Raw genomic sequence first — 22,463 nt, forward strand, 5'->3', positions numbered from 1 at the left:
CATCCGGGTGCTCGCGCACCCGGCAGGGAGCTGCCAGCCCTCCGGGCCTATTGCGCAGTAACTGATGCGACGTCCCGAGCGAAAGGCGACCATAAAAAGTCGTACGTTCCTAACACGCGTTTTCCGCAACCAAAACCCTTCACGGCGTTGGGCGATGCCCACGCGGCTAAACGATTTAGAAGTGCCGCTCGTTCCCAGGTTTTGCCTGGGAACGAGTTTACGGCTGGTGATTCAAGCTTAAGACAAGCCTTCGCAGCGGTTGATGCAGTTCAAGTCCTCGAACGCTGATTTCAAGCGATCGACGAACGAGATTTCTCCCTTACGCAACCAAGCGCGAGGATCGTAGTATTTTTTGTTGGGGACATCGGCACCGTCTGGGTTGCCCAATTGCGTTTGCAGGTAGCCTTCGTTTTCCTTGTAGTAATCAAGGACGCCCTTCCACGTTGCCCACTGCATGTCGGTGTCCAAGTTCATCTTGATTGCACCGTATTCGATCGCTTCGCGGATCTCTTCGCGAGACGATCCTGAACCACCGTGGAACACAAAGTTGACGGGAAGATCGCCTGTTCCGAATTTCTCCTTAATGTACTCTTGCGAGTTCTTCAAGATGATCGGCTGCAGGCTAACGTTGCCTGGCTTGTAGACACCGTGGACGTTGCCAAACGCTGCCGCGACGGTGAAGCGATGCGAAATCTTGTTCAGTTCTTCGTAAACCTGGGCGACTTCCGAAGGCTGCGTATACAGCTTGCTGCTATCGACGTCGGTGTTGTCCACACCGTCTTCTTCGCCACCGGTGATCCCCAATTCGACTTCGATCAGCATGTTCATCTTGTTCATGCGTTCAAAGTACTTCTTGCTGATCGCGATGTTCTCTTCCAGCGGCTCTTCTGAAAGATCCAGCATGTGCGAGCTATACAGTGGCTTGCCAGTCGCGGCGAAATGCTTCTCGCCTGCATCCAAAAGTCCGTCGATCCAAGGCAGCAGTTTTTTTGCACAGTGATCCGTGTGCAACACCACTGGGACGCCATACATTTCGGCCATGGCGTGGACGTGATGAGCGCCTGAAACCGAACCTGCGATCGCGGCAGCTTGGCCATCGTTGGACAAACTTTTACCAGCTTGGAAAACGCCTCCGCCGTTGGAGAACTGAATCATCACAGGCGAATTCACGGCCGCGGCGGCTTCTAAAACGGCATTGACGCTGTTGGACCCGACGACATTCACAGCCGGCATGGCGTAATTGTTTTCGTTGGCGTGACGTAGCAAACGATCAAGGGCTTCGCCCGACACAACGCCTGGCTTGATGGTGGAATCGCTCATGGCTCTAAAATTTGGCTTAGAAAGGGGGACATTCAACACAACGAGGCTGATGCCGCCTCGTTTCCAAGCCCGGTATTGTCACCGGCGTTGCCAAGTTTTTCAACGGCATGTGCGAATCGTCGCAACGGCAAAGAATGCAGTCTTGAAGGCCGCTATCAGCCCACGAGACGCCGCTATCGGTTTAAGACGAAAGTCGATCGACAATCTCGGCCCGACGAATGGTCAATTTTGACGTCAGTTCGCCCGCCTCGATTGTCAATGGACGATCAAAAAACCGAACTTCAGTGCTGTGTCCCCAGGGATGCCAAGGATGCTGCAGCAACAGATTTCGCAGCGGTTCTTCGGCGGCCGGTTCGCCGTCGATCCACAGCTCAAGCTGATCTCGCAAAATCAGCATCGCATGTCGAACACCGACAATCTGCTGAGCCGCTCGTTCCAATAACGCTGGGTGAATCTTGACGGCATTATCCAGCACGATCACGTCGTCGCTGCGACCCAGAATTCGAAGCTGCCCCGTCTTGGGATCGACTTCGACTTGGTCGTTGGTATCGAGCCAACCTGCGGCATCGATACGGTCATCGGTGGCTTCGCGGTCTTGCCAGTATCCTTGCATCAGCGATGGCCCACGCACCCAAAGAACACCTTCGCGGATTTCGTGTTGCCAGCCATCGACGAAGTCGCCGACCAATCCGGCTGTCGCGTTTTCGGGCGTCGCACTGGCGATCACCGGGCCGGTTTCGGTCAATCCGTAGCCCTGGATGACGGTCACGCCACGTTTTTTCCAGGCACCGAACGCTTCGTCGGAAAGTGCTGCACCACCAACCCCAAGCAATCGCAGGCGATCCAACCCAGGGACATCACGTTTCAACAATTCGTAAGCCATCGATGGAACAACATTCATCAGCGTCGGGTTTACCGCACTGACAGATCGCACTAGCCCTTTCATCCCCAGGTCCACCGCCAACGCGCAGCCAGAAATCAACCAAGTGCCAAGATCGCAGGTGCGTGCGTAGGCGTGGGAAAGAGGCAGAACCGTCAACCGGACATCGTCAACATTTTGGGGAACGGCTTTCAGTTTTGCCGCCGCGTTGTCCAGCCAGGCTTCATGGCTCTGCATCACGCCCATCGGTTGCGAGGTTGTTCCACTCGTCCACAAGATCGTCTTGCTTCCGGGACTGCTCGCTTTCAGCAACTCAACTCGCCGATCGAATTCATTCGATGGCAACCGATTGTCCAGCGGCGCGTCGGTACCACCAACGCACGCAATCGCGATCGCCGTCACGACATCATCGACCGTATTCTTCGATCGATAAACAATCGGTTTCGACAAGTCTGCTCGTTTCAGTTCGTCAGCTTTGGCCCCAACCCAATCGCCAAACTGCGACCAAGAAACCGGGTGACCTTCAGAATTAACCAATGCAGTTTGTGAACCACGCTGGTTGAGATGAAGTTCGAGAAGTTGCTTTGCATCCACGTGACTAAGCCTGAACACGGACCAGCGTTGCTTCGCCGCTGGTGATCGTTCTTATTTCAGCCCCTTGCTGAACTAACAGCCCGCCCGAATCATCGATCCCCTCACAGAGACCGCTCTGCTTTGTTCCGTCATGTTGATACGAGATCGTTTTGTTGGTCAGCAAACATCGTTGGCGAAAAGATTGGATCACCGATTGGGCGTCTTGTTCTAAATCAACTTGGATATCGATAAGCCGCCGGGCAACTGCGTCGAGCACCTCCCATTTACTGACCATTCTGCCCAAGCAATTTGCCAGAGACTTCGCAGCCGCACCGTGGCTGATTTCTTCAGCAGGCGGCGCACTGCTGACGTTTAACCCCACGCCAACGACCATGCAATCCGCGACAGATGAGACGCGTTCGATCAGGATGCCGCCAAATTTTCCTCCATCGATCCAAACATCATTGGGCCATTTCAGTTTTGTTTTGATCGGAGCGAATTCATGTTCGATGGCTTCCGCGATTGCAACACCGACGGCAATGGATTGCAGCCCCAAGTTGCTGGCCAGCGACGGAGCGATTGGAAACGCGATCGAGAACGCTAGGTTTTGTTTATCGCTGATCCAAGTGCGTCCTTGACGACCGCGACCACCGGTTTGCAAGTCCGTCAAATAAATCCGAGGCAAGTGCTGCCCGTCGATCACACCGCGACGCAGATCGTCAACCGCGCGCGTGTTGGTGGACTGCAATTCTTCGCCATACCAAGCCGTCTTAATTTGTCGGTCGCCAACTAGCGATTCCAAGCAACGAACACCTCGGGCATCGACTTGGCCATTGATTTCAACCGTCACGGCGGACATTTACCTGAACATGGAAGCAAAGAGTGTGAATGCGAAAACGATCAACAAGACTACCGACACCCATCGCCAAATAGGCTGGGTCGAAGTGTTGGTGACTTGGTCAGCGAAATTCTGTTCCACGAACGATTCGTAATCGAAATCGTCACTCCAATCATCGTCCGTGTCCGGATCGTCTTCGTACCAATCATCATCGTCCCAGTCTTGGCCATCGTTGTTTTGGGTGTGCATAGGGACCAATGAAATCAAGCAGAGTCGTCAAACCGCGTGCCCATCGGGCCGCGCGGTGCATTCTACGCTGTTCTTGGAACAGCAACAGGTTGAGCACCGGCGAATGATTGTGATCGCTGCGGGGGTTGCGAATCTTGCAAATAGTCGCCTTTCGCTCCGCGAAAGTAGCGTTCGTCTTCATTCTTTTTAGAGGTCGAACGCTGCTTTCGCGGAGCGAAAGGCGACTATCAATCAATGCCGGCCTCTGCGCGTGAAACCCAGGTTCTGGCAAAGCTTGAACAAAAATGTGCGTTTCCGTTCAAGCCGCCCAACCGGCAAAGTCGATGTAACTGATAGAGCGTGGTGCCAGTCCTGATGGATTGATCTAGCTGACAGGATCCATTCTCGACTACCTCCCATGAACTGAATCCTCCCGACCCGAAAGCCAAGCCTGATGCCGAATCGGTCCCTGCGATTGTTTCCGTCTCCCACGTCCGAATCTCGTACGTCCGAACAGAAAATTTCCGAACAGAAAACTTCCGAATCACGACGCCAACGCGAACTCGATCGCATTAGCGGCGTTAGCCAGCCAAAGTCGGTGACGATTCCGCTTTCCACCATCGTGCCGTTGTTGATCGAAGCGTCGAAAAGCAACCGAGCGTGGTTGAGCGATTTCGCGGACGATACCGTCCAGGTTGATTCGGATTTGTACGAGGTCTTGATGGCTTACCAATCGATGCAAATCAGCGAAGCTGCCTAGCGGCCCGTTTCCGTTTCAAAACAATTCCCAGTCGTTTGAGCAACTACAAGCGTCTTCAAATACTCAGGACAAAAGGAATTCCCATGCGTTCCATTGCTGTGATCAATCAAAAAGGCGGCGTTGGCAAGACCACCAGTTCGGTGAATCTAGCGTCAGCGCTGGCCAACGCGGGGAAGAAGGTTTGCCTGATGGATCTGGATCCGCAAGCACACGCGTCGTTGCACCTGGGCATCACCGCCGTCGATGGCGAAGCCAGCATGTACGAGATCCTGTGCGGCGAAGCCACCATCGAACAGGCTCGTGTAAGCATCAATGACAACCTTTGTGTCGTGCCGGCGAACTTGGACCTGGCGGCTGCTGAATTGGAGCTTGCTGGCGAAGTAGGCCGCGAAATGATTTTGCGTGACCGCGTCGAAGACGATCCAGAAGATTTCGATTATCTGATTTTGGATTGTCCACCCAGTCTGGGCGTTCTGACCGTCAATGCCTTGGTCGCAGTCGGTGAAGTATTCCTGCCGTTGCAACCGCACTTCCTAGCGCTTCACGGCCTAAGCAAACTGCTTCGCACCATCGAAGTTGTTTCACGTCGGCTGAACAGTGGTTTGCGTTTATCAGGCGTGATGCTTTGCATGTACGATTCCAACACCCGGTTGGCTGCCGAAGTCAGCACCGACCTGGACGAATTCTTTACGGTCAGCGAAGGCACACGCGAATTTTTCCGCGGAGCCAAGTACTTTGAAACCAAGATTCGTCGAAACATTCGCTTGGCGGAAGCACCCAGCTTTGGGAAATCAATCTTTGATTACTCGCCCGAAAGTAATGGTTCGGCCGACTACCAATCGTTGGCCGAAGAAGTCATTGCACAAGAATCATCTCGGGTGGCAAAACCTGTCCGTATGGCCGCGTAGTAAACGTAACAGTAAAAATATCAGTGAAAATTTGGGTTGATGCTGACGCTGCACCTCGCGAAGTCAAAGACATTGTTTCGCGAGCTGCAAAGCGTTTGAATGTTGAAACGATTTTCGTTGCCAACCGAAAACTAGCCACGCCAGCCGACGCGCCGATGGTGCGATCGATTATGGTTCGCGACGGTGCCAACGTGGCTGACCAATACATCGTTGACAACGCCGACGCCAACGACTTGGCGATCACCGCCGACCTACCACTGGCAGCCGATCTGGTTGCCAAGAATGTTCATGTGATCGACCCACGCGGCGACATCTACGACAAGGCGAACATCGCCAGTCGTCTTTCGATGCGAAACTTCATGGACGAACTTCGCGGAACCGGTATCGAAACCGGCGGAGCCGCACCCTACGGCGACCGCGACAAAAAAGCTTTCGCGGCCTCCTTTGATCGACTGCTGACCCAAGCGATGAGCGTTTAGAGACGCGATGAGCGTCTAGGGACGCGAAATCAGAGCGATCATCTAGCAATGAAGCGGGCCGTTGAACTAAATCGACTAGCCAGACAACAGCAGGTCAGTTAATCGCTTCGCCGTTTGCTCCGTGCGATGGTTTTCTAACACTCGACTGCGGCCGGTTGTTCCATAGTTTCCCCTGACCATCGAATCGTCCATCATTGCTTTGATGGCGGCGACAAAAGCTTCTAGGTCACCCGGTGGATAGGTCACTCCACCGCCGGTTTTGTTGATCAATTCTGCAAACGCGCCGTGGTGCGGCTGAATCACGGGCACACCGGCGGCCAAGGATTCCAGCACGAATAATCCTTTGGGGTCGTGGTAATCGGTGGGAACTGAAAACACGTCTAGCGAACCCAGCAGGGCGACCTTTTCAGCTAGTGATGGGCTGCCGTGATGAAAGAAACGATCTGTTAGACCGGCAGCATGAACTTTGCTTTTCAGTGCATCGAAATAATCCTGATTGTGTTCCCCTAACCATCCGGCGACGTGCAATTCAATGTTGGTTTGATCCGCAAGTGATAGAAACGCTTCGACGAGGTGATGCAGTCCTTTTTCAGGTGCAATGCGTGCTAGGTAACCAAGCTTGAATGCTGGTGTGTTGCCGGTTGAATGTGAATCGGCAGCCACTCGGTCGGGCAGACCATCGAATGGTGACGTATCAATCGTTAACGGAAACTCAACACGTTTTGAATTTGGAATTTCAAACCGGTCACCCATCTTGTCGGAATAAAATTGGCTATGGGTGATGAAGTGATCCACATGCGAAACCAAGTTCCGGCATAACTCCATGGCCTCGCTCTGGTAGGGCTGCGGCAGATGGTCCAGAAAGATGTCATCACCTTGCAACATCACCGCGATGCGAACGTCGGGTAACCGTTGGCGGATCGCCGGCAGCGCTCCGCCGATTAACAAGTTGCTCAAGACGATTGCGTCTGGCTGAATTTCGTCAGCCAACCAATCGACCAATCGCTGAACCTCGCTGGCCTGATTGCCATCGGTCCCACGCAGCATGGATGTGGTTAGCTGACCCAGCAGAATTGGGTCGGTCGATCCGGTCCGCCGGGTGACCAACCGAATCAATGATGGTGAATTCAGCAAACGCCGTAGCGGTGAGGGTAGTTTCCGAGCCCATCGAAATTTCTGTGCCAGATAGACCTCAATGCCGCCGAAGAAAACTTGGTCGCTGGCGATGCTGATCTGGTCGGTGCGAATCGGGGTGTAGATCGGCTGCAACAGGCAATCGACGCCCTGACCGATCAATGCCTTGGCGACCGCGTTGTCGTTCATGCAGCTTCCGCAATACATGCCCGCAGCGCCGGCGGTCAGAAAGACGATTCGCGGGGGGACAGATTCTTTTGATTGCATTTTTTGTGGGCCGTATTGAGCAGAACGAAACACGGCGAGGAATACGGCATTGCGGAATTGCCGTATTGCGCGCCGCTCAATACGGCCTACTTTGCGGCCAGCTCGTTGTGATAAAGCTTAGCCGTTTCTATACTCCTGCAGTATCAGTCCCCAACAACCTCAGCGGAACCAATATGTCCTATGACGCCCAATTGATCGATGTGTCGGTTTCCACCGCTCCTTTTTACTGGGGCATCGACATTGGTGGCACGGGGATCAAGCTTGGTTTAGTCGACGATCACGGTCAAACCGTTGCGTTTACAAAAATCCCAACCCGCGAAGGCGAAGGCCCTGACGCGGCGATGGATCAGATTCGTGATTCTGTCGTAAAGATTGAAAAGAGCCTCGGTGTCGTCGGAAAAGTGCCTCACATCGGACTCGGTTCGCCCGGGCCGATGGATTTGAAGGAAGGATTGCTGGTCGAGCCGCCTCAACTGCCTTCCTGGTGGGGGTATCGGATTGTGGACGCGCTGACCGAGCGGCTGGGACGGCCGATTTCCTTTCTGAACGACGCCAACGCAGCGGCGTTTGGTGAATTTTGGCTGGGAAGCGGCAGACACAACACATCAATGGTGCTGTTGACTTTGGGGACCGGCGTCGGCGGCGGCGTGATCCTGGACAATGAAATGGTCAACGGCGTCAACAGTTGCGGCAGCGAATGCGGACACATGATCGTTGACCCGTCGCCCGATGCCCAATTGTGCATTTGGGGTGGAGGCAGAGGACACCTGGAAGCGTATGCTTCGGCCAGCGGCGTGGTGCAACGAACGCGGCAACGGTTGACCGAAGGTGCCGAAAGTTCGATTTCAGGAATGCTTGGCGGTAACGATTCGGAATTGACGGCCAAGAAGGTTTACGAAGCGGCGATGGAGGGCGACAAACTGGCGCTAGAAATTGTTGACGAAACTGGGAAATGGCTGGGAATTGGAATCACGTCGATTGTCCACATGGCCGATCCTGGTTCGATCGTGCTGGGCGGTGCCATGAATTTTGGCGGCCCAGGGTGTGAACTTGGTCAACGATTCTTGGACGGCGTTCGTGCGGAATTTAAGCGAAGAACTTTCGCGAACGTGTACGCTGGGACCACGATTAAGTTTGCCACCTTGGGCGCGAACGCAGGATATCTGGGCGTGGCTGGTTACGCTCGAAAAGAACATCAAACAAAGTAAACATGACAACTCATATTCGTAACTTCTGTATCATTGCCCACATCGATCACGGCAAGAGCACGCTTGCCGATCGCTTGCTCGAGCACACCGGCACCGTGACTCGCCGTGAAATGAAAGATCAATTGCTGGACGATCTCGATCTGGAACGTCAACGCGGCATCACGATCAAAGCTCGCGCCGTGGCGATGACATTCAAACGTGGCAACGATACCTATCAGCTAAACCTGATCGATACGCCCGGTCACGTTGACTTTCAATACGAGGTCTCGCGGGCGCTAGCGTGTTGCGAAGGTGCATTACTGTTGGTCGATGCATTTCAGGGCGTGGAAGCACAGACCGTGGCGAATGCCTATGCCGCGATTGAACACGACCTGACCATTGTCCCAGTGATTAACAAGATCGATTTGGTTCACGCGCGGCCAGACGAAGTTGCCGAAGAAATGATGAACTCGCTCGGCACCGATCCCGAAGAATGCGTCCGCGTCAGCGCCAAGACAGGCATCGGAATCGACGGTTTGCTTGACGCGATTATCGAACAAATCCCACCACCATCCGGCGACCCCGACGCGGTGTTACAGGCGATGGTCTTTGATTCCAACTACGACGATTATCGCGGCGCGATCACCTACGTTCGCATCATGCAGGGAACGGTTCGCAAAGGACAGAAAATCCAATTTGCAAGAACCGGCCAATCCCACGAAGTGGTCGAATTGGGGCAATTCGTTCCCCATCGTCAAGGTTGCGAGGAATTGTCGGCGGGACAGGTCGGTTATTTGATCTGCAACATCAAGAGTCTCGGTGATGTGCATATCGGAGACACCGTAACGATTCTTGGTGATAAAGCCGCACCGGCATTGCCCGGCTACGCTCGCCCCAAACGGATGGTTTACTGTGGCTTGTTCCCAAGCGACGGCCAAGATTTTTCAGAACTGCGTGATGCGTTGGAGCGGTTGTCGGTCAACGACCCTAGTTTTGAATTCGAACCCGAAACCAGCGACGCTCTCGGCTTTGGATTCAGGTGCGGTTTCTTGGGCTTGCTGCACATGGAAATCATCCAGCAGCGTTTGGAAAACGAAGCCGACATCGACTTGGTCCAAACCGCTCCCAACGTGACTTATGAAATTGTCGATAAACGGGGCGAAACGGTAACGATTCACAAACCGCAAGATGTTCCTGACCCAGGCGACATCGAAGAATTTCGTCAACCGATCGTCCGCTGCAGCATCATTGTGCCCAACGAGTACATCGGTGCGGTGATGAAGTTGTGCCAGGAACGCCGCGGCATCCAGCGTGCCCATGAAGTGCTGGGTGCGAATCGCACGATGCTGACCTACCACATTCCGCTCGCCGAAGTGGTTTACGATTTGCATGACAAGATCAAGAGTTGTACTAAAGGGTACGGAACGCTTGATTATGAAATGGTTGGCTTTGAAGCCGCCGATTTGTGCCGGTTAGACATCATGGTCAACGGCAACCGAGTTGATGCGCTGGCGATTGTTTGCCACAAAGCGGATGCGGATCGACGTGGCCGAGCGGTGGCAAAGAAATTGAAAGCGGAAATCGCACAACACATGTTTGAGGTCGCCGTTCAGGCTGCGATCGGCAGCCGCGTCATCGCTCGCGAAACGGTTCGTGCGATGCGAAAGAACGTGACCGCCAAATGCTACGGCGGCGACATTTCGCGAAAACGCAAACTGCTGCAAAAGCAAAAAGAAGGCAAGAAGCGAATGAAGGCGATCGGCAGTGTCGAGATCAGCCAAAAAGCGTTCATGGCAGTGCTAAGCGACAGCGAGTGATTTCACGAAAACGACACAGTGAATTAAACCCAGGCCGTGCCTCAGAAAACTCCACTCGGGCTTCATGCTCCCAATTTTTTTGTCGCTAATTTTTTTGTCTAACCTTCGCTGGAATGCGTAGTGTGCTCTCACTGGAATGTGTAGTGTGCTGGCCAGCCTAGGAGCGAGCATGGGAGGATTTAGACAAAAACATTAGCGACAAAAAAATGGTGTGCTCGTGATACTTCGTGTTCAATCGTCTCATTGCCCGAAACCGGAACGGAAGTCGGCGAAGTCGCTTAGGTTGATTTGACCGTCCATCCCTGAATCCATGCTGCGGACGTAACCCGCTTGGCCGACAGACAGGCCGAACACACTTCGGAACGTCGCAAAGTCGCTCAAGCCAACTTGTCCGTCGGCATCAAAGTCACCGTACTTGCGAAAGAATCTGTCAGCATCATTGGCACCAAAGATATGATCGCCTCCGACAACACCATCGCGGTCGCCATCCATCGCTAGCCCATTCGATCTGACTCGTTCGGCATCAATGACCAAGCGATAATTTCCATCTAGCAGACCGCCACCCAAATTGACCGTTTCGCCAGGGGCGAAGGTGATGTCAACGATGGTTGTTCCGCTGGAATGATCCAACACAGGAATATCAATTGCAACTCGTTGTTCTTGATCGTTGATGAATTGGAAGACATCGCCTGTTTCCAAATCGATATCGACAACACGGTCGAACACAATCCGAACCTGATCGATGCCCGATCGCTGCGAATCACCCTGGTTGATGATGATGTCCTCGACTTGCGCCGGCGGGGCGATGGCAAATCCATTGCTAAAGATGGGCAGGCCTACTGCGTCGGCAGCCAGCAAGCCATCACTGGGCGACGAAATTGTCAGATCACTATCGATCTCAGATCGTATTTCGGCTGGGCCGTCGGGAAGGTCAACGTAAAAGTTTCCGTTCACGTCAGAGGTGACGATATTTTCACCGGTGGTGAACATCAATTCCCAGCGATCGATCGTCCCAACGTCAGCCGGTGCAACGTCGAAAACGCGTAACGTCCAGGCTCCGTTGATCAAACCGTTTTCAAAATCCGACAGCGAGCCAATGGGTTGGAACCGACCTGTGAACGGCGACGAAGCGGCGGCGATTGATTGTGATGCATCGTCATCAAAGATGGTGCCGGTGAGGTTTTCGCCGCTTCCGCCGTGCTGAATAAACAAAGGCACTTGGATTCCTGCGGGGGATTCCAGCAACAGTGTCAGGTCGGCAGTGAACGTGTGCGTGAGATCGACCTGGACGTCCAAGTCCAAAACCGAGTTCGCTGCGATTCCGGCGACCTCGATCACCGCGACTGCTACGTCGAGGTCAACAATTGGTTCGTCAGGCGAATCGGCAAAGGAAACGAATGTTCCCATGTCCAGGGTCTCGTTGAAGTTGGCGTCATTGAACGCGATCTGATCCGCAACACCAATCTCATCATCGTCGCGAATGTTGTTGCCATTGGTGTCGCGGTAGAACGCTCCATAAAATCGGTTGCGTTTTGCGACGCCAAAATCGATGTTACCCGACGTTTGATCCTGTTGGACGATCACCGTCTGAGTCAATGCAGAGGTGGCTACCCAGGATTCCGACACGGCTAGGCCGACAGGGTAGCTGGCAGCGTCGAGATTCAGAAAACGATACCTGCCATCGGCATTGGATTGGACCGATGGTTCGCTAGATTTGAATTGGATGGACCATTGATTCAACGTGCCATCATCCTCGCCAAAATCGTCACTGACTCGCAAACGCCAGTCGCCGTTGATCGTTCCTAGGAGTGCTTGGTTAATGACATCCTGCGGTCGGAAACGGCCTTGGAACGGGGGCGAGCCACTTTCGATCGGAACGTCGGCATCGTCAGCGAACACGGTGCCGTCAAATCCGTTGCCCGATTCGCCGACTTGTGATGCCAATCGAAAGCTAGTTCCATCAGGGCTGATCAAATCCAAGCTCAGGTCACCAACGAAGGTGTGATCGATATCAACCAACACTTCAATGGCGGTGGGTTCATTGACACCTGAAACTTCAATGCTGGACTCCACCGAAAGCAGATCCTCAATGGTAACCGCAGCGGTCGAACCGAACGTTTGATTGGAAGATGTGAACTCTCCGTTTAGATCCGTGTCCAAGTAAACCCGTTGACCTGCAGCGCCCGCCTCACTCGTTTCGCGAATTCCATTGCCATTTGCATCTTCAAAAACGAAGCCTTCAATCGATGCGATGACACCAAGTCCGGATAACAATACCTCGAACGCAGATTCATCGGCATCGGTCGAAGCGATCGTCAGCGTCGCCGTGTGATTCACGTTGACGTCTGGACTAAATTGAATCTCAATCGTGGTCGCTTCTCCGATATCGAGCACCGTGTCGCTGACCGTCGAACCATCTGCGCCGGTCACGATACTGAATGCTCCTTCAGTCAAGCTAAACGAGTTAAGATCTAGCGGTGACGTTCCCTGGTTGCGGATTCTCAGGCCTTGTCGCGAGCTATCACCAACAAACGTGTCCTCGGATTGGACAACGCTGAATCCAGAAACCAAATCGTCGGTAGAACTGGTCACTGAAATTTCTGCTTTGCCGATTGAGCGGAGCAGTTTTCCTGCGTTCAATCGCCCGTAACCAAATTCAACATTGTGTCCTGTTGCGGTATCGTAAACGCCGCCGATTAAGTCCGTGTTTGTTCGGATCCATTCTCGTGTTTGGGCGGGCGTCAATGCGATGTCTTGCTCGGCCAATTCAGCCAACGCTAGTGCCGTGATTCCGGTCGCCAATGGCGTGGCGGAGGAGGTTCCGCCAAAACCAGACGAACCGGTTCCGGTATAGTCGCCGGATGCGTAACCTTCGGTGCCGGGGATATCGGTGGTGTCGATTGCCAAGAACCCTGCACGCGAATCATTGCTGGGTGTGACGACGTCAACCTCTGCACCAAAATTGCTGTAATTAGACCTTTCCGCGAAGTTGTTGGTCGCACCGACCGCGATCACTCCTGGAATCGTCGCTGACAGAACCGCTGGTTGGCTGACCGCACCGAATTCATTTCCGGTGGCAAACAAGTGGGTCACACCGATTCCTTGTCGGCCTTGGGTCGTTCCCCATCGCAGCGCGTCCTCGATTGCGGGACTCGGGCCACCGCCGCCCCATGAATGATTGACCACATCGGCCGATCGCCAACTGCCGGTACCGTCGGCGGTACGCCCGCTCATGTAATAAATTGCGGCAGCGATATTGGCATCGCTGGCGACATTGCCGCTGTCAAAAATGCGAGCACTCAGCACCGTTGACTGATAGGCCGCTCCGGCAATGCCAACCCCGTTGTTACCCGTTCCCGCGGCAACGCCCGCAACCGAAGTGCCATGCGGATCCTCGCTGGTGTAGCTGGACTGATTATTGTTGGCGACAAAGTTCCAGCCGAACACATCATCCACCCACCCATTGCCGTCATTATCCAATCCATCATCGGGGATTTCTCCTGGATTTCGATAATTCAAAATGTCTTCATGGTCGATCGCCACTCCGTCATCGACCACACCGACGACAATGTTCGGGGAACCACCCGCATTGATATCCCAAGCCTCATCCAAATCAACATCTGCATCGACAACGCCACCACCTTGCCCGGTATTGATCACGTGCCACTGATTACTTAAACGCGGATCGTTTGGGGTCGAGTAGGTCTTCCAAGATTGAAAGAAGTTGGGTGTCGCCCATCTGACTCTGGTATCGGTGGAGAGACCGTTTGCAAGTTTTAGAGACGCATCGCTGACCGCTTTGGTCGGCGCAGAACCATCGGCACGAACCGTGGCAACGAATTGGTCCGTTGTTCCATCGAGGCGTCGATAGTCGCTGATTTGCGTTTGCTCTAAGAAGAACTTTTCCGGATCCGTATCATCATCCAACGCGACGATGACTTCATCGAATACGACTGCTTCGGAATCGGTAGCCAAGTTTAAGAACACCGGTACTTCCCCGGTGACGCCTTCATGGCCGCTCATCCAATTCTGAACGTTGGGGCCGACAGCCGAAAAACCGGGGACTTCGTAAACCATCCAGACGTCGTTGACCGTCCGAATCGGTTGAATGAACTTCGGCAGCTCGCGGTTAATCCCGTCTTTCCAACGCAGTGCCATGCGATTGTCTAGCCGCGACAATTCGATGGATTGTCCGTCAACAAAATAGTGATCGGTCGCTTGTCGTTTTTCGACGGCCGAGCTGGCGACATCGAGTGGTTTTGAATCAATCTCCTGTTGCAGAACCAATGTTTCGCTGGCAGCAAATGGCAAAACCTCAGCAGCTAACAAGCGACGCGATTCCAGAACCTCGAAACGCCGATTCCAACATTTCGTCTTTAACTTTTGCCGCATCAAGCCAGTCTTACTTAAAAGCATATGAATTCATGCTCTGAGTGTATCGATCGAGTCAAGCATGAACAACGGTATTCGCCGGTTGTCCAGGGCAACTCACTTTTTCAAGCTGGGTTGGGCACTGAAACCCTAACCCATAGCGTTAGCAAGGAATTGACGATATCCCTTGCTTACGCTGCTAGCCTGTGAAGTTATCTCATTCTTAAACGTAAACTTGAACTTCAACCTAAACTTTCGTCGTGATAGTTGAGGTTTAAGAAAAAGTTGAAGTACAAGTTTTGGGATGGCTCATTGATTCACAGCCTATGCGGGTTGCTGCGTATCCATGATGCCGTAACTCGCTCCACTCGCTACGGCCTATTAGCAGGGCAACGGCCAAGAAACTCGTTTGATCGATTCAATCGTGATCGATCAGGTTAATAACCGATGCCCAGGCGGAAGATGATGCCATCATCCAAATCGAGGTCGTCCGCTGGGTTTCGGCGGTATTCGAGTTCACGTTCAAAGGCGTAGCCGACTTCAAAGAATCCTGTACGACGGCCCGCGCGGATTGCGTCAGATTGGCCCCACTCGAATCCAGCTAGCACGCGAAGCTCGTTGATATCGACGCTGTCTTCGCCCTTGCCATTGTCGCGATTGATGGTCCATGAACCGCCGCCGTAGTCACCCGCGACATACCACCAGACGTCACGTGTCCCGATCGTTCGCCAATACTGTGCAAGCTTGGGCTGAGGAAAAAACAGATCCAGTCGCGTGTACGGATTGGGTTGATACAACAATCCGCCCGCCGGCACCAATTTAATGCGGTTGCGGTCCAGGTAATAAACGCCGCCCTTGAGTGTTGAATTGGGTGTTAACCGAAAGTTGGCAAGAGCTTTCCCCAGAACACGAATGCTGTCACCGTTGAACGTATCAAAATCGGTGAAGGCACCGACACGAACACCAAGCTCGGTGCTGAAAATTTGGTTGGGATCTGAATTCCAACCAACGTCAATGAAACCGCTGTAGGCCGATGCCGGTAAGTCAGCGCCGGTGGAACTTCGCGGACCATCCCAAAGATGCAGCGAGAACGATGGGACAACGTAAAGCGGTTGGGTCGAGTACAAGAAGTTTGGGAATGCGAACACCAAGGAAACGTCCGTGTCGTTGGTGTTCAAAGCGTCATCGTCGTCACCCGATCCGACGAACGTGTGTCGAAGCCGCGGGCCTTGAAGCAAACGATAGGCGCTGAACTGATTCGATGGATTGCCGCCGCTAAAGATGCTGCCGCCAGGCATGATGCCGCCGGGGAACAAAGTCGTTGGACTGGAAGATGGAAACGCGTTGCTCGGCAAACCTGGGACAGGTTGTCCGTAGACATTTGCATTGTCGTAGCCACCGAAAACAGGCCCACCGATCGGCGGCGAGTTGATGATCGGTGCATTGAGTTGTCCCGAGGCTGGTCGCGAGAACAGACCACCGAAGAGGCCGCCGGTGGACGGTGGGTTGTTGAATCCAGGTGTGAATCCGCCACCTGGTGATATCGGCGTTGGCGGCCCGATCGGCGTGATGTTGACGCCCGCACCGAAGTTGCCACCGGGACTACCGGGCTGAACCGACGCGTAGGGATCAAAGCTTCCGAATCCGCCAGCGGTCGGTGGCGGCGGATTGAAAGCGGGCGGATTAAAATTTGGTGGATTGAAATTTGGCGGAGCTTGAAAGTTGGGCGTCTGGAAACTCGGTGGCGTGGTGCTTGGAAACTGATTGCCGGGAACGCCAGGCCTGGCAAAGTTTCCGCTTGGTGGGCCAATCGGAACCAGATTGGTTTGTGGAACGCCGGACTGAGCTAATGTGGATCGTTGGCCAACGACAATTCCAATAGAAAAGCAAAGCAAGGTCATCACGACCGCGCGTGAAACTCCCGCGCGCAGTTTCCGCCCAGAAATTCGAATCGGTAGCAGGCGCTGAAGAAAATGCATGCACCGGAACTACTATCCGGCGGGCGTGTCGGTCAAGTCGAATTCAAACTTGAACGAAAATTGGGGGAGCAGGCATATGAGCTAGCAGGCCTTTTGTAGGCCGTAGCGAGTGGAGCGAGTTACGGCATTTGCGCGCCTGCCGTAACTCGCTCCACTCGCTACGGCCTACTTAGCTAGCGTGCTGGTAACCCGAGAATTTGTTCGTTCTTTCGCATGCATGCAATTCGATCTGCGACGCTTGGATGCAACCATGTGGCTTTGCGTGCCGATGGGTGATCGAAGGTGACTCGCATCAAGGCGGATGACAGTGCATCCGATGCACCGGCGAAATTGTTTGGCAATTGGTGGAACTGACCCGACAACTGTTCCGCCATTCGGCAAGCCGTCACGTCCGCGTCGTATTCGGTGCGATACGAAATCATTCGCAACACTGCCAGCGTCATCAGGATGCCGACGACGCTGCCGATGGCCATCGCCCATTCAGGGGTTTGTAAATACTGATCCGCAATCCGTGTGACAAAGGTGCCAGCGATCCAAGCGGGCAGTACCGCCAAAATTCGGATCGGCACATGTTTGCGTTTCAAGTGTGCAGCTTCGTGCAGAACGACCATCGCGATTTGCGGCGTGGGCAATTCATCGAGCAATCGGTCCGATAGAAACAGCGTTCGGATCGGTGGCACGAAACCGGCGACCATGGCATTGAACTGCACCGATCCAGTGTCCCAGCGAACTGCACGCGTTCGGCCTGCACCGGCGGCTCGCATCAAATCGCTAATCCACGCTTGCTGGTCGGAATTCATCGGAGCCGTTTTGAACAGTTGTCGAATCAGCAAAGGCATGACCAGTGGAACGAACAGCAAGACGCCGGCAAGCGAAACCCAGGCCGTGGATTCCTCGCTGATTGGCAACATCCCAACCAAATCGGAGGCCGCCAGTAGCACTAAGACTGGAATCACTAACCAAGACATGCCGCCGCGGAATGATTGCCAGATCGCTTTTACGTAACCAGTCAAACCGGGTGCGGTGTAATTCAGACGAACTCCGTAGCAATGTTCGGCCGACCATGTGCCGGCGGTCATCGCGACCGCTGGCGTCAACAGGACCAAGGCCTGCAACAACATCGATCCGCCAACCACCGGAATTGAATCGACGGCTCGAGCGATCCCGAATCCGGCTAGACAGAAAACAGCGACGCCTAATCCTAACCAGCGGAACGCAGCCATTTGTTTCTCGAACCACTCGGCACCCGCGATCGGTTGCAACTTGTCAGCCATCACGTAATTGGACACTGTCCGCGCCGCAATGTGGCTCAGCAAGATCCAGCCGGCGACCATGCAAGCACTCGCCGTGATCGCCGCGGCCCAGTCGATGTCTTTGGGCGGAAGCGAACCGCAAGCCAGCGACAGAATGACCAGCAGGAAATAATAGAGTTGCAAACCGAGATCCGCGATAAAGATTCAGAAACAATCTCCTTGGTTTACAAAGAGACTGATAAGTCGCCGCAGTTTAACACGCAAATTGCCAACAGCCGACCATTTTGGCTCGGACCACTGACAACCACGCACGCACATGATCGGTCGTAGGGATCATTCCGGTCATTCAAGGGCGTTTCTAAATTGTTTACCCGCGTGGGCATCGCCCCGCGCGTCGTGCTGGCCCGAACGCGCGGGGCGATGCCCACGCGGCTAAACGAACTAGTGTCCGGTGCCAAAACTCTTTACGGCGTTGGGCGTTAGTCACTTCGCCATCGCGGTTGCGGACTCAAACACATGCCCTGGTTTAGGGCCATGTTGGGTGTAGGTCAAGATTTCCGGGCCGTCTTCGGTCATCAACACCGAATGTTCAAACTGTGCTGACGGGCGACCGTCCTTGGTTCGCACGGTCCAACCGTCTTGCTTATCGCTTTTCGTGAAACGGCTACCCGCATTGATCATCGGTTCGACGGTGAAGCACATCCCCGGATACAAACGATCGATACGGCTTTGGCGATTTGGAAAGTGAGGAATCGACGGGTCTAGGTGAAACTTTTTCCCCAGACCGTGTCCGACGTATTCTCGAACGACCGAAAAACCCCGACCTTGTGCCTCCGGTACAACGGTTTCGCCGATCTTGGCAACTTTACATCCGGGCGTTAACGCATTGATCGCCTTGTGCATGCAGTCAAACGCGCACTGGGTGACATCGCGTTTCTCATCGGAAACTTCGCCGATAAAGAAAGTCTCGCTTTGATCACCGTGCCATCCATCAACAATCGTGGTGATGTCCACGTTGATGATGTCACCGTCCTTCAATTCGTAATCATCGGGGATCCCGTGGCAGATGACGTCGTTGATACTGGTGCAGCAGCTTTTGGGGAAATTCTGGTAGCCCAACGTGGCGGCGACATGCCCGTTGTCTTGCGTCCAGCCCACGACCAATTCGTCGATGGTTTTCGTCAACGTGCCAGCTTTGACGTGCGGTCTTAGGTAATCCATTAGCTGGGCATTGACCCGGCCCGCCCGTCTCATCGCGTCCTGTTGTTCGGGATTCAGGATCAGCTTCTTATTCTTCTGCTTTTTGAGCATCGATATGAGAATTTGAGGAAAGAGTCAGATGAGGGCACATGTTACCAATCGCATGGGTGCCGCCCAAGTCTTTAAAAAGTCGGTTTGGTGGCAAAACTTCGACATATTACAGGGGTTGAATCACTTGGTGGGCGATTTAGGCGTCGTCAGAGCCTGACTTTTGCTGACTTGTCAGTCGGAAACCTGTCACGCTGACTAAGATAATGAACCAAATGTTGCCTCCGCATGCAAACTCCTCAAATCCTTTCAGAACCGATCTTTTGACCTCATTTTCCCTGGTTAAATTTGGTTCCCTGTTGACGCAAATGAAAAACCATCTCCAAATTTGCAACTCATTCAGCATCCTGCGAGCGCCCTTGGCCTGCTGCGTTCTGGTCCTTGCCGGTTTTGCGGTGCCAACAAACGCATCGGCACAGGCAGCCGATGTTACCGTTGATTCGCTGGCGACCTCGAACGATCTGCAGTTCAACTTTGCTGGTTCGGATTGGCGGAGCGTGTTGGAATGGTTTTCGGAACAGGCTGACCTGTCCCTGCAGTTAGACCAAGTTCCGCTGGGCACGTTTTCGTTCGCCGATCCAACGCGAACGTATTCCATTTCGGAATCGCTGGACATCTTGAACATGTCGCTGATGAAGCGAGGTTATTCGTTGGTTCGTCGCGGTCGGTTGTTGCAGGTGATCGATCTGGAGGCTGACAACGCCGACAAGTTGATCAGCGAGATCGCCGAACAAGTCACTCCGGATGAATTGGATCAACGGGGCGTTAGCGACATCGTGACGTCGGTGTTTCCGCTGGGCAGTTTGACGCCGGGCGCAGCGAGAGAAGAACTGGGGCAATTGATCGGTCCGTGGGGACGCGTCGTTGTTTTGGAAAGTGCTCGGCAAGTCAAAGTGACCGAGACCGCGAAGAAACTGATCGCGATTCGCAACTTGCTTCGCGATGCCGCAGCAGCGGAAACCGAAGTGACTGAAATCAAGCTTAAAAATCGTGGTGCCGAAGAGTTGTTAGAAATTGCCAGGCCGCTGCTTGGTTTGGAAATGGGCGAAAACAGTAACGACGAAATTCGCATCTCAATCGGCCCTCTGGGCGACCGAATTTACGCAACGGGCGAATCAGGAAAAACAGGGCTGCTGAAAGCTGTGATTCAAAAAGCAGATTCGCCAGTCGGAATTCCTGATGCAGACGGCACCGAAGTCGTGCTGCCGATTCTGCGAACTCACGCGGTTAGCTCAGCCGACACAACCACCGTGTTTGACGTTCTGCAAACACTGCTGGCCGGATCACCCGACGCGCGGATCGCGATTGATCCGCGGACCAAGTCGATCGTCGCGCGGGCTCTCCCAGAAACGCAAGAATTGATCGCTCAATCGATCGCCGAGTTGGAAGGGAGCGGACAAGATTTCAAGATCTTTGAACTGCGGCGTCTCGATCCGGCTCAGGCGTTACTAACGATCAACAAATTCTTTGGTGTCACCGCCGAAGGTGGCGATGGACCAACGGTTGATGGCGATCCCGCGACCGGGAAATTGTGGGTGCGTGGAACGACTGACCAAATTGAAAAAGTCGGTCAGTTGATCACTCAGTTGGAAGGAACCGACAGCGTCGGTGGCATGAGCGACAAGGTTCGCATTTTGCCCTACACCGGACGTTCCGCCAAAGAAGCATTGATGCAGGTCCAAAGTTTGTGGCCGATCACCGGACGCAGCAACGCGATTCGCATGATCGGTCCAATGGGCGAGTCGTCGCAGCAATCTTCCGACAACGGAATTCCTGAACGACGAATCCAACGTTCGGAAGAACAACGTCCTGGCAATCGATCGACTCGGCCGCAAAAAAAGAATGATAAGCCGCAATTCAACCCACTGGATAACTCACTCGATGCCGGCATTCGCGACAGCAAGGCTTCACGTCAATACACGCTCGTGAGCGAGAACGATGCAGAGACGCTGACTCAGCAGGAATCGAAGCAACAAGAGTCGAATCAAACAACGCTTAGCATTGGTGGCGGTGACATCGTCATTCAAATGACGCCCGCGGGAATCCTGATCGCTTCCGAAGACACCGAAGCGCTCGATGCTTTTGAAACATTGATGCAGTCGATCGCGGCCCCCAACGCAGCAGCCTCGGACGTGCCGACGATCTACTGGTTGAAGTACGCCGAAGCAGCCGAAGCAGCCGAGTTGGTGTCGAAAATTCTTGGCGGCAACGAAAGCAGCATCGCGGGTGCGGTGGACAGCATGGCCAGCGGTCTTGGCGGCGGAATGCTGGGTGGACTGATTGGGCTTGGTGGCGGTAGCGATGAAGGTGCGTCGTCATCGAAGTCAATCCTGACATCCAGCGGAAGCGTCAGCATTGTGCCTGACGCAAGGCTGAACGCACTGATCGTTCAAGCCGGCGATGCGGACCTGCGAATGATCGAAATGATTCTGGAAAAAATTGACCGTGCCGATAGCCCCGAAGACGTTCAAACCAAAGGTCGGCCAGCCTTGATTCCAGTCATCTATCAAGATGCTGCCGATGTTGCAAAGGTGGTCAAGGAAGTGCTCGGTGATCGCATCGAAGGACAATCCGGCGGCAATGGCGGCGGCGGTGGTGGAAAGCAACCTTCCCCGCAAGATTTCTTTAATGCCTTGCGGGGTGGACGCGGCGGCGGTGGCGGCGGCAGCGATTCCAAGGCGACCAGTGAACCATCCAAAATCAGCATTGCCGTTGATGTGAAAAGCAACGCATTGGTCGTCGTGGCAACGCCGGCTGACTACGCGGAAGTTCGCGACTTGGTCGAAGAAATTGATCGAGGCGGAATGACCACCGAAGAAACAGTGACGACTTACACCTTGGGCGGGAACGTGAATCCAGAAGTGATGAGAGCTGCGTTGGAATCGATTCTGGGCGTTGACGCGACCTCCGCTGATGCGAAGTCCGGCAGTTCGTCGGCGAAATCAACTTCAAGCGGTCGCGGTGGATCTAGCAAAGGTTCAACCGGTTCAACATCATCTGACATTCAACAACGCATCGATTTCTTTCGTTCACTTCGCGGTGGTGGACAGCGTGGTGGCGGTGGACAACGCGGCGGCGGTGGAGGAGGAGGGCAACGCGGTGGTGGCGGACAACGTGGTGGCGGTGGACGTTAACGAGTTTGAGACCGACACCTCGCCCAC

15 protein-coding genes are annotated in these 22,463 nt (G+C 54.0%); 6 read left to right on the forward strand and 9 right to left on the reverse strand.

All coding sequences use genetic code 11. From position 1 onward, the window contains the following. Nucleotides 1-237: 237 nt before the first annotated feature. The 4 genes from fbaA to RC85_RS15830 form a co-directional block, all read right to left on the reverse strand. Nucleotides 238-1,320, reverse strand: a complete 1,083-nt coding sequence (fbaA, locus tag RC85_RS15815; RefSeq protein WP_068264572.1) for a class II fructose-bisphosphate aldolase — start codon at nucleotides 1,318-1,320, stop codon at nucleotides 238-240. A gap of 181 nt (nucleotides 1,321-1,501) precedes the next feature. Next, the gene (locus RC85_RS15820; RefSeq protein ID WP_149752703.1) at nucleotides 1,502-2,737 is read right to left on the reverse strand and encodes an AMP-binding protein; all 1,236 of its coding nucleotides are present in this window, start codon (nucleotides 2,735-2,737) and stop codon (nucleotides 1,502-1,504) included. A gap of 61 nt (nucleotides 2,738-2,798) precedes the next feature. Beyond that, nucleotides 2,799-3,623, reverse strand: coding sequence for a biotin--[acetyl-CoA-carboxylase] ligase (locus tag RC85_RS15825; protein ID WP_160148097.1), 825 nt, complete (start codon nucleotides 3,621-3,623; stop codon nucleotides 2,799-2,801). 9 nt (nucleotides 3,624-3,632) lie between these two features. Beyond that, nucleotides 3,633-3,860, reverse strand: coding sequence for a hypothetical protein (locus RC85_RS15830; RefSeq protein ID WP_068264578.1), 228 nt, complete (start codon nucleotides 3,858-3,860; stop codon nucleotides 3,633-3,635). Nucleotides 3,861-4,293: 433 nt separating this feature from the next. Here RC85_RS15830 and RC85_RS15835 point away from each other — a divergent pair, with 433 nt between their 5' ends. From RC85_RS15835 to RC85_RS15845, 3 genes are all read left to right on the forward strand, one after another. Further along, nucleotides 4,294-4,599 carry a hypothetical protein gene (locus RC85_RS15835; protein WP_235033243.1) on the forward strand — a complete coding sequence of 102 codons (306 nt, stop codon included), beginning with the start codon at nucleotides 4,294-4,296 and terminating at the stop codon, nucleotides 4,597-4,599. Nucleotides 4,600-4,682: 83 nt separating this feature from the next. Further along, entirely contained in the window at nucleotides 4,683-5,507 is an 825-nt protein-coding gene (locus tag RC85_RS15840; RefSeq protein ID WP_068264579.1) for a ParA family protein, read from the forward strand. Nucleotides 5,508-5,530: 23 nt separating this feature from the next. Further along, complete coding sequence (locus tag RC85_RS15845) at nucleotides 5,531-5,986, forward strand: YaiI/YqxD family protein (protein ID WP_068264581.1); 456 nt, start codon at nucleotides 5,531-5,533, stop codon at nucleotides 5,984-5,986. A 75-nt stretch (nucleotides 5,987-6,061) separates the two neighbouring features. Here the strand turns inward: RC85_RS15845 and RC85_RS15850 are convergent, their stop codons facing one another. Next, nucleotides 6,062-7,387 carry a glycosyltransferase family 4 protein gene (locus RC85_RS15850; protein WP_068264582.1) on the reverse strand — a complete coding sequence of 442 codons (1,326 nt, stop codon included), beginning with the start codon at nucleotides 7,385-7,387 and terminating at the stop codon, nucleotides 6,062-6,064. Nucleotides 7,388-7,560: 173 nt separating this feature from the next. On the opposite strand from RC85_RS15850, the gene RC85_RS15855 reads away from it, so the two are divergent. Both RC85_RS15855 and lepA read left to right on the forward strand, forming a co-directional pair. After that, the gene (locus RC85_RS15855) at nucleotides 7,561-8,595 is read left to right on the forward strand and encodes an ROK family protein (protein ID WP_068264583.1); all 1,035 of its coding nucleotides are present in this window, start codon (nucleotides 7,561-7,563) and stop codon (nucleotides 8,593-8,595) included. A gap of 2 nt (nucleotides 8,596-8,597) precedes the next feature. Continuing rightward, nucleotides 8,598-10,391 (forward strand): translation elongation factor 4, encoded by a 1,794-nt coding sequence (gene lepA / locus RC85_RS15860; protein WP_068264585.1) that lies wholly within the window; start codon nucleotides 8,598-8,600, stop codon nucleotides 10,389-10,391. Between the two features lie 240 nt (nucleotides 10,392-10,631). On the opposite strand, the gene RC85_RS15865 is transcribed toward lepA, so the two are convergent. From RC85_RS15865 to map, 4 genes are all read right to left on the reverse strand, one after another. Further along, complete coding sequence (locus tag RC85_RS15865; RefSeq protein WP_068264587.1) at nucleotides 10,632-14,783, reverse strand: S8 family serine peptidase; 4,152 nt, start codon at nucleotides 14,781-14,783, stop codon at nucleotides 10,632-10,634. Nucleotides 14,784-15,199: 416 nt separating this feature from the next. Then, nucleotides 15,200-16,663, reverse strand: a complete 1,464-nt coding sequence (locus tag RC85_RS15870) for a hypothetical protein (RefSeq protein ID WP_068264608.1) — start codon at nucleotides 16,661-16,663, stop codon at nucleotides 15,200-15,202. Between the two features lie 251 nt (nucleotides 16,664-16,914). After that, on the reverse strand, nucleotides 16,915-18,177 hold the full coding sequence (locus RC85_RS15875) for a M48 family metalloprotease (protein WP_068264589.1): 1,263 nt from the start codon (nucleotides 18,175-18,177) through the stop codon (nucleotides 16,915-16,917). Between the two features lie 300 nt (nucleotides 18,178-18,477). Then, nucleotides 18,478-19,305 (reverse strand): type I methionyl aminopeptidase, encoded by an 828-nt coding sequence (gene map, locus RC85_RS15880; RefSeq protein WP_068264591.1) that lies wholly within the window; start codon nucleotides 19,303-19,305, stop codon nucleotides 18,478-18,480. A gap of 305 nt (nucleotides 19,306-19,610) precedes the next feature. Here map and RC85_RS15885 point away from each other — a divergent pair, with 305 nt between their 5' ends. Then, nucleotides 19,611-22,436 carry a secretin N-terminal domain-containing protein gene (locus RC85_RS15885; RefSeq protein WP_084422732.1) on the forward strand — a complete coding sequence of 942 codons (2,826 nt, stop codon included), beginning with the start codon at nucleotides 19,611-19,613 and terminating at the stop codon, nucleotides 22,434-22,436. Nucleotides 22,437-22,463 lie beyond the last annotated feature (27 nt).

The organism is Rubripirellula obstinata, assembly GCF_001642955.1.
Lineage (GTDB): Bacteria > Planctomycetota > Planctomycetia > Pirellulales > Pirellulaceae > Rubripirellula > Rubripirellula obstinata.